General features: G+C 69.3%; 9 protein-coding genes. 7 read left to right on the top strand and 2 right to left on the bottom strand.

Annotation, left to right across the window (positions count from 1 at the left end):
• Window positions 1-24: 24 nt before the first annotated feature.
• Together ABT186_RS25675 and ABT186_RS25670 are read right to left on the bottom strand one after the other, a co-directional pair.
• Complete coding sequence (locus tag ABT186_RS25675; protein ID WP_351927008.1) at window positions 25-1,407, bottom strand: nitrate/nitrite transporter; 1,383 nt, start codon at window positions 1,405-1,407, stop codon at window positions 25-27.
• Window positions 1,408-2,013: 606 nt separating this feature from the next.
• Window positions 2,014-3,006: a LysR family transcriptional regulator gene (locus ABT186_RS25670; protein ID WP_351222065.1), complete on the bottom strand. Its 993-nt coding sequence runs from the start codon at window positions 3,004-3,006 to the stop codon at window positions 2,014-2,016.
• 83 nt (window positions 3,007-3,089) lie between these two features.
• On the opposite strand from ABT186_RS25670, the gene ABT186_RS25665 reads away from it, so the two are divergent.
• The 7 genes from ABT186_RS25665 (at window position 3,090) to ABT186_RS25635 (ending at window position 13,916) form a co-directional block, all read left to right on the top strand.
• Window positions 3,090-4,430 carry an MFS transporter gene (locus ABT186_RS25665; protein WP_351927006.1) on the top strand — a complete coding sequence of 447 codons (1,341 nt, stop codon included), beginning with the start codon at window positions 3,090-3,092 and terminating at the stop codon, window positions 4,428-4,430.
• A gap of 120 nt (window positions 4,431-4,550) precedes the next feature.
• A complete protein-coding gene (locus tag ABT186_RS25660; protein ID WP_351222069.1) occupies window positions 4,551-5,846 on the top strand; it encodes an ABC transporter substrate-binding protein in 1,296 nt (431 codons plus the stop codon).
• The gene (locus ABT186_RS25655; RefSeq protein WP_351222071.1) at window positions 5,843-6,811 is read left to right on the top strand and encodes a carbohydrate ABC transporter permease; all 969 of its coding nucleotides are present in this window, start codon (window positions 5,843-5,845) and stop codon (window positions 6,809-6,811) included. Before ABT186_RS25660 ends, ABT186_RS25655 begins: the two co-directional genes overlap by 4 nt.
• Window positions 6,808-7,632 (top strand): carbohydrate ABC transporter permease, encoded by an 825-nt coding sequence (locus ABT186_RS25650; protein WP_351222073.1) that lies wholly within the window; start codon window positions 6,808-6,810, stop codon window positions 7,630-7,632. The genes ABT186_RS25655 and ABT186_RS25650 overlap by 4 nt, the downstream gene beginning before the upstream one ends.
• An 11-nt stretch (window positions 7,633-7,643) precedes the next feature.
• Window positions 7,644-9,929 carry an alpha-xylosidase gene (gene yicI / locus ABT186_RS25645; protein ID WP_351927004.1) on the top strand — a complete coding sequence of 762 codons (2,286 nt, stop codon included), beginning with the start codon at window positions 7,644-7,646 and terminating at the stop codon, window positions 9,927-9,929.
• Between the two features lie 31 nt (window positions 9,930-9,960).
• A complete protein-coding gene (locus ABT186_RS25640; RefSeq protein WP_351927002.1) occupies window positions 9,961-10,971 on the top strand; it encodes a LacI family DNA-binding transcriptional regulator in 1,011 nt (336 codons plus the stop codon).
• Window positions 10,972-11,009: 38 nt separating this feature from the next.
• The gene (locus ABT186_RS25635) at window positions 11,010-13,916 is read left to right on the top strand and encodes a glycoside hydrolase family 3 protein (RefSeq protein WP_351927000.1); all 2,907 of its coding nucleotides are present in this window, start codon (window positions 11,010-11,012) and stop codon (window positions 13,914-13,916) included.
• The last annotated feature ends 7 nt before the right edge of the window (window positions 13,917-13,923 follow it).

Below are 13,923 nucleotides of genomic sequence, written 5' to 3'. Positions count from 1 at the left end.
CGGCTTCATGTCGCTGGTGTTACGTCACACCTCGGCGTAGCTGAGCTGCGGCTTTGCCTCCGAGGCGGCGGCATTGGCCTGGGCCTGGGCGACCGGGCGGCGAAGGTATACGGCCCAGGTGACCCCCAACGCCACGGCGTAGAAGGCCAGGAAGGCGACAAAGGCGCCCGTGCCGGAGCCGTAGGAGAGGAAGGACTGCCGGAAGGCGAGGTTGATACCGACGCCGCCGAGCGCGCCCACGGCCCCGATGAGCCCCATGGAGGCCCCGGAGAGCCGGCGGCCGTACGCCGCGGCCTCCTCACCCTCGAGCCCCTGGGCGACGGCCTTCGCCTGGAAGATCCCCGGGATCATCTTGTACGTCGACCCGTTGCCGAGCCCGCTGAGCACGAACAGCACCACGAAGACCGCGACGAACAGCGGCAGCGACTTCTGCATGCTCGCCACGATCAGGACCCCGGTCGCCGCGGCCATGGCGACGAAGTTCCAGAGAGTGATCTTCGCGCCGCCGTAGCGGTCGGCGAGCCAGCCGCCGACGGGGCGGATGAGGGAGCCGAGGAGCGGACCGATGAAGGTGAGGTAGGCCGCCTGCAGCGGGGTGCGCACGAACTGGTTCTGGAGCACCTGCCCGAAGGCGAAGCTGTAGCCGATGAAGGACCCGAAGGTGCCGATGTAGAGGAAGGACATGATCCAGGTGTGGGCGTCCTTCGCGGCGTCCTTCGCGGCGCCGGTGTCGTTCTTCACGGACGCGATGTTGTCCATGAAGAGAGCGGCGAGTACGGCGGCGACGACGATGAGCGGGATGTAGATGCCGAGCAGCACCTTCGGCCCGCCACTGGCGCCGATGATGGCGAGCGCCACCAGCTGGATGACCGGAACGCCGATGTTGCCGCCGCCGGCGTTGAGCCCGAGGGCCCACCCCTTCTTCCTGAGCGGGAAGAAGGCGTTGATGTTGGTCATGGAGGAGGCGAAGTTGCCGCCGCCGATGCCGGCGAGCAGTCCGATCCACAGGAAGGTGGAGAAGGAGGTCCCCGGCTTCATGACGGCGAGGGCGGCGATCGTCGGGATGAGCAGGAGGCTCGCCGAGATGATCGTCCAGTTCCGGCCGCCGAAGACGGCCACCGCGAAGGTGTAGGGCACGCGGACGACGGCGCCGACCAGCGTGACCATCGATGTGAGCAGGAACTTGTCGGCGGGGGTCAGCCCGTACTGGGGGCCCATGAACAGGACGAGGACGGACCACATGGTCCAGATCGAGAACCCGATGTGCTCGGAGAGCACGGAGAAGAGGAGGTTGCGCCGGGCGACCTTCTCCCCGGTCTCGTTCCAGAAGGTCTCGTCCTCCGGATCCCAGTGCTCGATCCAGCGGCCTCCCCTGCTGGAAGCGGGGGCTGTGCTCGGGGCTGTCATGACGCCTCCACGGTTCTCCGGTGCCCAGGTGTCGTACGCGGTGATGAGTCCCGAAGGTAAAGAGGACGCGTTTCCGCCCTGTGGCTGCGAGTGACCGGAAGGGAACGTTGCTCTCACGCGGCGCGAAGGAGCGCGGTGAGGGAAACGCAAACCCTGCGGGCTGCTGCTGGGGAGGCCGAGGAGCCTGGCCGTAGGGGCCGGCCTGCGGATGCGGCTGCTGCTGGGAGGAGGGGGCGGCGTACGGGCCGGGGGGCTGGAGTGAGGCGTAGGGGCCCTGCTGGATGTACGGGGCCTGGGGGGTGCAGGTGGTCCGAGAGGCGTGGGCGAGCCGCTTCACGGAGGGCAGGGAACCGGTGAGTTCGGCAGGTCCCCCGCCCGCCATCAGCCGGAGCATCTTCTGGATCTGCCGCTCGCTCATTGCCCGCCTTTCCCCGTAGCCGGCCGGGCCGACGCGCGTGCCTGCACCGGCATATGCGCGCGTGCCGGGCCCGCACCGGCATACACACGAGCAGCGTCACGAGCGGCACCGGCCGCCACGCCCACCGGACCCGACGCTCCCCCACCGTTCCCTCGGCGATCCCTCCTTCGGGAAAGCCGGTGCTGCCGTCAGGACGACGAGGGCCCACCGGTCGCGCCCATGACGCGTGCATCCGCAATCGGAAGCCAGCCCCCGCTCGGCACTTTCAACCACCCGCCCGCCTTGCCCAGTTCGGCCGCCGCCCGTCGAAGCGCATCGATTCCCGGATGCGCCGCCCCTTTCCGCCAGACCAGAGACACGGGCGACAGCGGCACCGGTTCGGCCAACGGCCGCAGAACCGTGTGCGGCATGGCCGGGAAGTCCACCACCGCCAGGATCGGGTTCCCCTGCTTCGCCATGATCCGCTGGAACTCCTCCGCGCCGACGGCGAGCGGTACCGGTGCCGCGATGTCGATTCCCCGGTTCTCGAAGAGGCGGCGCGCGAGGTCGGTCCACTCCGGTGTCCGGGGGTTCCCGGCGCCCGCGTACACCGTCTCCCCGGCCAGTGCGGACAGCGGCACCTCGGCCAGGTGCGCCAGGCGGTGGTTCCCGGGCAGGACGATCGCCATCCGTTCGTACCGCACCGGCTGCTGGTCGAGGCGCGCCCGGACCGCCGGGTCGAGCCCCGCGTAACGCCCGAACGAAGCGTCCAGCCGTCCCGCGAGGATCTCCGCAGCGGCCCCGGTCAGACCGCTTTCGTAGCGCGCCATCAGCTCGATGTCCGGGACGAGTTCACGGGCCCGGTCCAGTACCCGGATGCCGAACAGGCCCGGACTGTTGACGTCCACCAGCAGCGGGCGCTCCGGACCGCCGCCCCGCCCGAACGCCGCGAGCAGTGCGCTCTGCGCCTCCAGGACCCGGCGCGCATACGGCAGCAGACGGGCGCCGTCCGGGGTCAGGGCCACCTGCCGGGTCGTACGGACGAAGAGTTCGGCGCCCAGTTCCCGTTCCAGTCGGCGGACGTCCCGGCTGAGCGCCTGCTGGGCCACGTAGAGGCGGTCCGCGGCGCGGGTGAAGTGCAGCTCCTCGGCGACGGCGAGGAAGGCGTGCAGGAGGCGGGGGTCGACCGTGACGGCGGGCATCCGGCGAACTTACAACCCAGGTGCGTCAATCGCTACGGAGTTGGTGTTGGACCGCAGGTCGGAGCGCGGGCGACGGTTGATCCATGCCGCAACCACCCTCCCGTGGACCTCTCTTGCCCGCCGTCACCCAGGACACCCTGGTCGTGGCCGACCTCACCCCGCGCCATCGGGAATCGCCTCCGCCCCGGAACCCGCGCCCTCGCGACACGGTGCCGTCCCGCAATCCGTACCGCCACCTCTTCGCCCGCCCCGGCACCCTCGCCTTCACGATCGGGAACCTGATCGCCCGCCTTCCCGCGGGCATGTTCAGCGTCAGCGCGGTGATCATGATCGCCGGGTCCCGGGGGTCGTACACGCTCGCCGGTGCCGTCACCGCGACGGGCCTGGCGGCGACGGCCGTCGTCGCCCCGTGGATCGCGCGTCTCGTCGACCGGCACGGCCAGGCCCGGATCGCCGTACCCGCGACGGCGTTCGCGCTGCTCGGCGGCCTGGCCCTGCTGCTGTGCGTGCACTACGACGCCCCGGACTGGACCCTCTTCGCCGCGTACGCCGCCACGGCCACGACCCCCAACACCGGCGGAATGTCCCGCGCCCGTTGGGCCCACCTCCTGCGGGGCGACCCGGAGGCCCTGCACACCGCGAACTCCTTCGAACAGGCCGCGGACGAGCTCTGCTTCATGCTCGGCCCGGTGCTCGCCGCCTTCCTCTGCGGGACCCTGTTCCCGGAGGCAGGCACGCTGACCGGCGGGATCCTGCTGATGACGGGCATGCTGCTGTTCACGGCCCAGCGCGCGACGGAACCGCCGCCCGGACGGCACACGAGGACGGCGCCCCCGTTCCGTGCCCCCGGCATGCCCCCGCTCCTCCTCGGTCTTCTCGCCACCGGCGCCGTCTTCGGTTCGATGGAGGTCGTCACCATCGCGTTCGCGGACGCACAGGGTCACAGGGCGGCCGCGGGCGTCGTCCTCGCGCTGCAGGCTGCCGGGTCGTGCGTCGCCGGTCTGCTCTACGGCGCCCTGAAGCCGGCCGGCCCCGCCGAGCGCCGCCACCCGTGGTGCCTGGCTGCCATGACGGCCCTGATGCCCCTGCCCCTGCTGGCGGCCGCCACCACCGGATCCCTCACCGCACTCGCCCTCGCCCTTCTCCTGGCGGGCATGGCCACGGCCCCCACGATGGTCACCGCGATGACCCTGGTGCAGCGGCGCACCCCCGAGGGCCGGCTGAACGAGGGCATGACCCTCGCGGTCACCGCCCTGCTGGGCGGCATCGCCTGCGGCTCCGCCACCGGCGGCTGGACGGTGGAACACCTGTCCCCGGCCGCCGGCTTCATCGTGCCGCCGACCGCCGCGGCCCTCGCCCTGCTGATCGCGACCGGGCACAGGTTCGCCGGGCGAATCTCCACCGATTCGTACGCACCCCATTGACGCGCACACAGCCCCCACATACCTTCGCCCGTCGAAGCGCTTCGACGTCACGCATCGAAACGATTCGACGATCGCTGCGTGACGCCCCCGATACCCATCCGACTCCCCTGGAGGCACTGGATGTTGACGGCACGAAGGCGTGTGGTGGTGACGGCTGCGGCGGTCCTGGCGGGATCCCTGCTCCTGGCCTCCTGCGGTGGCTCGGACGGTGGTTCTTCCGACGGCAAGACGCTGAAGCTGTGGCACTACGAGGGTCCGGACAGCGCGATGGGCGCCGCCTGGAACGAGGCCATCAAGGAGTTCGAGGCCAAACACCCGGGTGTGAAGGTGAAGTTCGAGGAGAAGGGCTTCGAACAGATCCAGAAGACCGCGCCCATGGTCCTCAACTCCTCCGATGCGCCCGACATCATGGAGTACAACAAGGGCAACGCCACGGCGGGCCTGCTGTCCAAGCAGGGGCTCCTGACCGATCTGACCCCCGAGGTCACCAAGCGCGGCTGGGACAAGATGCTCAGCGCGGGTGTGAAGACCACGAGCCAGTACGACACCAACGGCGTCATGGGCTCCGGAAAGTGGTACGGAATACCCAATTACGCCGAATACACCATGGTCTTCTACAACAAGGACCTCTTCAAGAAGTACGGAATCGCCGAGCCGAAGACGTTCGACGACCTCACCGCCGCCATGGACAAGTTCGTGGCCAAGGGCGTCACCCCGCTGGCCGACGCGGGCGCCGAGTACATGGCCCAGCAGTACCTCTACCAGCTGGCCCTGTCGAAGGCCGACCGCTCCTGGGTCGACTCCTACGAGCTCTACAAGGGCAAGACCGACTTCCACGACGCGGCCTGGACGTACGGCGCGACCACCTTCGCCGACTGGGTGAAGAAGGGTTACATCAGCAAGACGTCCAGCGGCACCAAGGCCGAGGACGCGGGCGTCGCCTTCATCCAGGGCAAGAACCCGATCCTGTTCAGCGGCAGCTGGTGGTACGGCCGCTTCACGGCGGAGAACAAGTTCGACTGGGGCACCATGCTGTGGCCCGGCTCCAACCTCACCCTCGGCTCGGGCGGCAACCTCTGGGTCGTCCCCAAGGGCGCCAAGAACAAGGACCTCGCCTACGACTTCATCGACATCACCATGTCGAAGAAGATCCAGAACCTGCTCGGCAACAAGGGCGGAGTTCCGGTGGCCGCGGATGCGTCCGCCATCACCGATCCGCGGGCCAAGTCCCTCATCGCCGACTTCAACACCCTCTCCTCCCGCGACGGCCTGGCCTTCTACCCCGACTGGCCCGTCCCCGGCTTCTACGACGTCCTCGTCTCCGAGACCCAGAAGCTGATCACCGGCAGCGAGAAACCGGACGCCTATCTCAGCGCCGTGCAGTCGGCCTACGACAAGGGCGTGCCGAAGCAATGACGGTCACCGTCGAACGGGGTGCGCGGGCCGTCGGCAGGCACCAGCACGCCGGCCCGCGCCGCCCCCGCCCGCGCACGTCGTACGCCCTGTTCCTGCTCCCCGGCGTCCTCGCCTTCCTCGCCGTGATCGTCGTCCCGTTCCTGATGAACACGGGCGTGAGCTTCACGGACTGGAGCGGCATCGGCTCGCCGAAGTGGTCCGGGCTCGCCAACTACCGCGAGTTGCTGGACGACTCGGAGTTCTGGGCGTCGTTCCGGCACAGCCTGTTCATGGTCGTCGCCATGGCGGTCGTGCCGACGATGATCGGACTCGTCCTCGCCGCCGCGCTGTTCGACTACATCGGCAAGCACTTCGGCAGCAGGATCGCGGCCGTCCTGCGCGCCTGTTTCTACCTCCCGCAGGTGCTGCCCATCGCGGTCGCCGGCATCGTCTGGAGCTGGATCCTCGCCCCCGACAACGGCGCCCTGAATGCGCTGCTCAAGGCGGTCGGCCTCGGCTCCTGGCAGCAGGACTGGCTCGGCGACCCGGACATCGCCCTCTACACCGTCATGGGGGTGATGGTGTGGGTGCAGATCGGCTTCCCGCTCGTCGTCTTCATGGCGGGACTTCAGCGCGTCGACCCCCAGCTGTACGAGGCGGCCGAGCTGGACGGCGCCGGCTGGTGGCGCCGTTTCTGGCACATCACGCTGCCGCAGATCAGGCCCGAGATCTACGTCGTGCTGCTGTGGTGCACGATCGCCGCGCTGAAGGTCTTCGGGGCCGTCTACGTCCTGACGAAGGGCGGTCCGGGCGGCGCCACGGACGTCCCCTCCTACTTCTCCTTCACCACGTTCTTCGAGAAGACGCAGGTCGGGTACGGCGCCGCGATCTCCACCGTCCTCACCGTGATCATCCTCGTTCTGGCGCTGATCGGGCTGAAGCTCCAGACCCGCGCCGAGGACGCCGAGGAAGGGGTCCGCGCATGACGACCACCCTCCGCCGCTACCCCGTCCTCCTCGCCCTGTGCATAGCGGCCCTGTTCATGGTGCTGCCGTTCCTGATCGTCGCGGTCAACGCGGTCAAGTCACCGGCCGAGTACTCCCAGCACGGCCCGCTGAGCCTCCCCAAGGGCCTCTACCTGGACGGCCTGAAGGACTTCTGGTCACGCGTCGACTACGGCCAGAAGCTCGCCAACTCGGTGCTGATCAGCGGCTGCGTGGCGGTCCTGGCGGCGGTTCTGTCCGTGCTCAACGCCTACGCGATCGGCATCGGCCGCATCAAGGGCCGCACCTGGGTGCTCGCCTTCTTCGTGCTCGCCAACATGCTGCCGCAGGAGGCACTGGTCTACCCGCTGTACTACCTGAGCAAGCAGGTCGGCCTCTACGACACCCGGTTGAGCGTGATCATCGTCTTCACGGTGATCCAGGCCGCCTTCGGCACCTATCTGCTCTCCTCCGTCCTCGGGCAGTTCCCGCGCGAGATCATCGAGGCCGCCCGGATCGACGGGGCGAACAAGTGGCAGGTGCTGTGGCGGATCGTGGTCCCGGTCAGCCGCCCCACCATCGGTGTGCTGCTCGTCTTCTTCTTCATCTGGACGTGGAACGAGTTCCTGCTGCCTCTGGTCATGCTGATCTCCAACGACAACCAGACGGTGTCGGTGGCGCTCGGCGTCCTCCAGGGCCAGCGTCTGATGGACGCCACGATGACCAACGCGGCGGCCCTGCTGGGCGTCCTGCCCGCCATCGTCTTCTTCCTCGTCTTCCAGCGGACTCTCACCCGCGGCATCGCCGTGGGTGCCGTCAAGTAGGGGGTACGCGCTTGAAGTTCACCGACGGCTACTGGCTGCTGCGCGAAGGCGTCACCGCGGCCCACCCGGTCGAGGTCCTGGACGTGACCGCCTCCCCGGGAGCCCTGGAGATCCACGCGCCGACCCAGCCCATCCGCCACCGCGGCGACCTGCTGAAGGGACCGGTCGTGACGATCAGCGCACACGCGCCGATGCCGGACGTCATCGGTGTCACCTTCACGCACTTCGAGGGCGAGCAGCCCCGGGGGCCGCGATTCGAGGTGCGGACGGAGGACGACTTCACTCCGCACGTCGAGTACGACGACGAGCACGCCACCGTGACCGCCGGCGCCCTGTCCGTACGCGTCGCCCGCACCGGCCCCTGGCACGTCGACTTCCTCGCCCACGGCCGCACGCTCACCACCAGCGGCCCCAAGGGCATGGGCATCATGCGGGACGCCTCCGGCGCCCACTACCTGCGCGAACAGCTGAACCTCGGCGTCGGGACCTCGGTGTACGGCCTCGGCGAACGCTTCGGGCCGCTCGTCAAGAACGGCCAGGTCGTCGACATGTGGAACGCCGACGGCGGCACGGCCACCGAACAGGCCTACAAGAACGTCCCCTTCTACCTCACGGACGCGGGTTACGGCGTCTTCGTCGACCACCCGGGCCGGGTCTCCTTCGAGGTCGGCTCGGAGGCCGTGTCCCGGGTCCAGTTCAGCGTGGAGAGCCAGCAGCTGACGTACTACGTCATCCACGGCCCGACCCCGAAGGACATCCTGCGCAAGTACACGGCCCTCACCGGACGCCCGGCGCTCCCGCCCGCCTGGTCCTTCGGCCTGTGGCTGTCGACCTCCTTCACCACCTCCTACGACGAGGCCACCGTCACCTCCTTCATCGACGGCATGAAGGGGCGCGAACTCCCGCTCTCCGTCTTTCACTTCGACTGCTTCTGGATGCGGGAGTTCAACTGGTGCGACTTCCAGTGGGACCCGCGGGTGTTCCCCGACCCGGAGGGCATGCTGGCCCGGCTGAAGGACAAGGGCCTGCACATCTGCGTCTGGATCAACCCCTACATCGCGCAGCGCTCACCGCTGTTCGCCGAGGGCAAGGCCCTGGGCCATCTGCTGCGCAAACCCGACGGCAGCGTGTGGCAGTGGGACCTGTGGCAGCCGGGCATGGCCCTCGTCGACTTCACCAGCCCGGCCGCCCGCGACTGGTACGCGTCCAAGCTGGAGGCGCTGCTCGCGCAGGGCGTCGACTGCTTCAAGACCGACTTCGGCGAGCGGGTTCCGGTCGACGTGGCGTACGCGGACGGCTCGGACCCGGAACGGATGCACAACTACTACACGTACCTCTACAACCGGACCGTCTTCGACGTGCTGCGCAAGCACCGCGGCGAGGACGAGGCCGTCGTCTTCGCACGCTCGGCGACGGTCGGCAGCCAGCGCTTCCCCGTGCACTGGGGCGGCGACTGCGAGGCCACGTACGAGTCGATGGCCGAGTCGCTGCGCGGCGGCCTCAGCCTCGGCATGTCCGGCTTCGGGTTCTGGAGCCATGACATCGGCGGCTTCGAGGGCACACCGACCCCGGCCCTGTTCAAGCGGTGGCTGGCCTTCGGGCTGCTGTCCTCGCACAGCCGACTGCACGGCAGCTCCTCGTACCGGGTGCCGTGGCTGTTCGACGAGGAGGCCGTGGACGTGCTGCGGCTGTTCACCCGGCTGAAGCTGCGCCTCATGCCGTATCTGTACGAGGCCGCCCGCACCGCCCACGCGGAGGGTGTGCCGTTGATGCGGGCGATGGTGCTGGAGTTCCCGGACGACCCCGGGTGCGCGCATCTGGAACGCCAGTACATGCTCGGCCCGGACCTGCTGGTCGCGCCGGTCTTCAGCGACGAGGGAGACGTCTCCTACTACGTGCCCGAGGGCACCTGGACCCACTTCCTGAGCGGGCGGACCGTGACGGGGCCGCGCTGGGTGCGCGAGCGGCACGGGTTCTCCAGCGTTCCGCTGCTGGTCAAGCCGGGTGCGGTGATCCCGGTGGGTGCGGTGGACGACCGGCCCGACTATCCGCACGCCGACGGGGTCACCCTGCGCGCATACGGCCTCGCGCGCGGGGCGCAGGTGACGGTGCCCGTGGGGGACGTGTCCTTCACCGTCGTCCGGGAGGGGGACACACTGCGGGCCTCCTGCAGCGACCCGGCGGCTCCCTGGGCGCTGGCCGCCGGCGAGCGGGTGGCGCGGGCGGCGGCCGGCACCGGATTCCTGTCGCTGGAGCTGGAGTCGGATTCTCCGTCACCGGAGCCGGAGTCGGAGTGATGGTTCCTTCCCCCACAGGAGCTGGACGGACATGGTGAAGATCACGGACGTCGCCCGGCACGCGGGCGTCTCGCCCAGCACGGTTTCGTACGCCCTCAGCGGCAAGCGTCCGATCTCCGAGGAGACCCGGCGTCGTATCGAGGCGTCCATCCGCGAGCTGGGCTATCGCCCGCACGCGGGTGCCCGGGCACTGGCCAGCAGCAGGTCGAACGTCCTGGCTCTGGTGATCCCGCTGCGCGCCGGCATCCACGTCCCCGTGGTGATGCAGTTCGCGGTGTCGGTGGTGACGGCCGCGCGCCGGCACGACCACGACGTGCTGCTGCTCACCCAGGAGGAGGGCGAGGAGGGGCTGCGCAGGGTCGCGGACACGGCGCTGGTGGACGCCCTGATCGTCATGGACGTACAGCTCCACGACCCTCGGCTGCCGCTGCTGCGCTCACTCGACCGGCCGTCCGTGATGATCGGGTTCCCCCTGGAGCCCAGCGGGCTCACCTGCATCGACCTCGACTTCAAGGCGGCGGGCGAGCTGTGCGTGGAGCGGCTGGCGGGGCTCGGGCACCGGGTCGTGGCGCTGGTCGGTTCGCCGCCGGAGGTGTACGTGCGTCAGACGGCGTTCGCCCAGCGCGTGGTGCAGGGGTTCACGGCCGCCGCCGACCGCAACGGACTCGCCTCCTCCGTCCACCCGTGCGAGGCGACACCCGCCGCCGCCCGAACGGTCGCCGAACAACTTCTCCGCGAACAACCGGCGTTGACCGGGGTCGTCGTCCACAACGAAGCAGTCCTGGAGCCGCTGATCGACGCCTTCGAGCAGCTCGGTCTACGCGTTCCCGGCGACCTGTCGATCACCGCCATCTGCCCCGACGAGCTCGCAGAGTACCTGCGTGTCCCCGTCACCTCGGTCGCCCTTCCGTCCGCCGAACTCGGTGAGCGGGCCGTGGAGCTGCTGATGAAGAAGCTGGGCGGCACGGCCGTGCCCGAGGCGACGCTGCTGCCGCCCCGGCTGACCGAGCGGGCTAGCACGGCACCGCGCAACATTCCCTGATTTTCCTCACTGCAAGGCCCTACCGAAGGAGCCGTGACATGCGGAAAAGCAAGAGAAGACAGAGAACAACGCTCATCGTGGCCCTGGCCCTCGTCGCCGGGCTCTCGGCCGCCGTCCCGGCCGGCGCGGACGACCCCGCCTACCCCTTCCGTGACCCGAACCTCCCCGTCGCCGAACGCGTCGACGACCTTCTCTCCCGGCTCACCCTCGACGAGAAGATCTCCCTCCTCCACCAGTACGAGCCCGCGATCCCCCGTCTCGGCATCCAGTCGTTCCGCACCGGCACCGAGGCCCTGCACGGCGTGGCCTGGCTCGGCAAGGCGACCGTGTTCCCGCAGGCGATCGGGCTCGCCTCCACCTGGGACCCGGCGCTGATCCGGCAGGTCGGCTCGGCGGTCGGCGACGAGGCACGCGGCTTCCAGCAGCAACGCCCGGCGGGCTGGGGTCTCAACCTGTGGGCGCCCGTGGTGAACCTCCTGCGCGACCCACGCTGGGGCCGCAACGAGGAGGGGTACTCGGAGGACCCGTACCTCACCGGCTCGATCTCGACGGCGTACGGCACCGGCCTGACCGGAGGCGACCCGGACCACTTGAAGACGGCTCCCACGCTGAAGCACTTCCTCGCCAACAACAACGAGTACCACCGCGACACCACGTCCTCACAGCTGCGCCCGCGCGTGCTGAAGGAGTACGACGAGCAGGCGTTCAAGCCCGCGATCGAGGCGGACGCGGCGACGGGCGTGATGTCGTCCTACAACCTGGTCAACGGCCGCCCGGACACGGTGAACCCGGCTCTGAACGACACCGTGCGCACCTGGACCTCCCAGGACCTGCTGAACGTGACGGACGCCTACGCGCCGGGGAATCTGGTCGGCAGCCAGAAGTACTACGGCACCCAGACGGAGGCCGACGCGGCAGCGCTGAAAGCGGGCATCGACAGCTTCACGGACAACGACACGAACTCCGAGCCGACGACCAGCGCGGTGAAGTCGGCGCTTGCAACGGGCCTGTTGAAGGAGTCGGACGTCGACGAGGCCGCGCGTCATGTCCTGAGCATCCGAGTCCGGCTCGGCGAGTTCGACCCGGGCGGCGGCAAGTACGGGTCGATCGACGCGTCGGTCATCGACAGCCCGGCCCACCGGAAGCTGGCGCGCAGGGCGGCGACCGAGGCGGCGGTGCTGCTGAAGAACGACGGCGGCGCGCTGCCGCTGAGGACATCCGGGAGCGCGGCGGTGGTCGGCCCGCTGGCCGACACCCTCTACACGGACTGGTACTCGGGGAGTCTGCCGTACGCGGTCACTCCGAAGGACGGCATCGAGGCGAAGCTCGGCACATCGGTGGCGAGCAGCGAGGGTGTGGACCGGATCGCGCTGAAGAACACGGCGACCGGGAAGTACGTGACGGCGGGGACGGGGGACGCGGGCGCGGCCCTGAAGGAGACCACGGACGCCGGCCTCGGTGCCCAGTTCGATGTGTTCGACTGGGGCTCGGGCATCGTGACCCTGCGCTCGGCCGCCAACGGCAAGTACGTCGGCTACAACTGGTCGAACTTCGTCAACGACCAGACGCAGCCCAACGGCTGGTTCGTGCAGCAGCAGTTCAAGCTGGAGCGGCAGGACGACGGGACGTACCTGCTCCGCTACGCGGGCTACGAGACGGGCGAATCCTGGTGGTCGAACCCGGTGTACCTGGGCCCGACGGGAACGGACGGCACGCTGGGCCTGGTCGCGAAGGAGCAGGCCGCGCACTACACGAAGGACGTGGTGCGCAGCGGTGCCGACGAGGCGGTCGCCGCGGTGAAGGGCAAGGACACGGCGGTGGTGGTGGTCGGCTCGATGCCGGCGATCAACGGCCGTGAGGCCCACGACCGCACGGACCTGGGCCTGGCCCCGTCGCAGGAGGCCCTGGTCAGGGCGGTGCGCGCGGCCAACCCGCGAACCGTGGTGATCGTGGAGAACAGCTACCCCACCACCCTGGGCGCCCTGCAGAAGGAGGTCCCTGCCCTGCTGTGGACGACGCACGCGGGCCAGGAGACGGGCAATGCGCTGGCCGATGTGCTGTACGGCGACGCGAACCCGGCGGGGCGCTTGACGCAGACCTGGTACAGGTCGGAGTCGGACCTCCCGTCCATCCTGGACTACGACATCATCAAGTCGGACCGCACGTATGAGTACTTCAAGGGACTTCCGCTGTACCCGTTCGGGTACGGGCTGTCGTACACGAGCTTCCGCTACGGAGGGCTGAAGCGCGTGGAGGGCGGCTACGAGGTGCCGGTGACGAACACGGGCCGACGGGCGGGCGACGAGGTGGTACAGCTGTACGTCCACCAGCGCGAGTCCCGCGACAAACAACCCCTGAAGCAGCTGAAGGCATACGCGAGGGTGTCCCTGAAGCCGGGTGAGACAAAGACGGTGCGGCTGAGGCTGCGGGCTTCGGACTTGGCTCACTGGGACGTGACGCGCTCGAAGTGGGTGGTGGAGACGGGGACGTACGACGTGATGGTCGGCGCTTCGTCGGCGGACATCCGGGCACGGGCGGCCTTGCAGGTGAACGGCGAGACGATCCCGCCCCGGGACCTTTCGAAGGTCACCCGCGCCGAGAACTTCGACGACTACAGCGGGATCAGCCTGGTGGACGAGTCGAAGGCGAGCGGGACGGCGGTGTCGGCTTCCGCGGACGGGGCGTGGCTGAAGTTCGCGGACACGCAGCTCGTATCGGGGGTTTCGGCTCTGACGGCTCAGGTGGCGGGCGCATCCGGCACGGTCGAGGTCCGGCTCGGCTCCCCCGCCGGCACACTCGTCGGGACGGCGCACTTCGACGGAACGTCGTCGCCGTACACGTACGAGACGGTGACGGCTCCGCTGACGGCGGCGGCGAAGGGCTGCCGGGACGTGTACCTGGTGCTGAGAGGCGGTGTGCGCCTGTGGACGTTCAGCCTGAGTTGACGGGAAA

The sequence above is a fragment of the Streptomyces sp. NPDC001634 genome, assembly GCF_040298185.1.
In the GTDB taxonomy this organism is placed as follows: domain Bacteria; phylum Actinomycetota; class Actinomycetes; order Streptomycetales; family Streptomycetaceae; genus Streptomyces.
The sequence above is the reverse complement of the archived record's forward strand: the minus strand, read 5'-3'. Positions and strand labels throughout refer to the sequence as shown.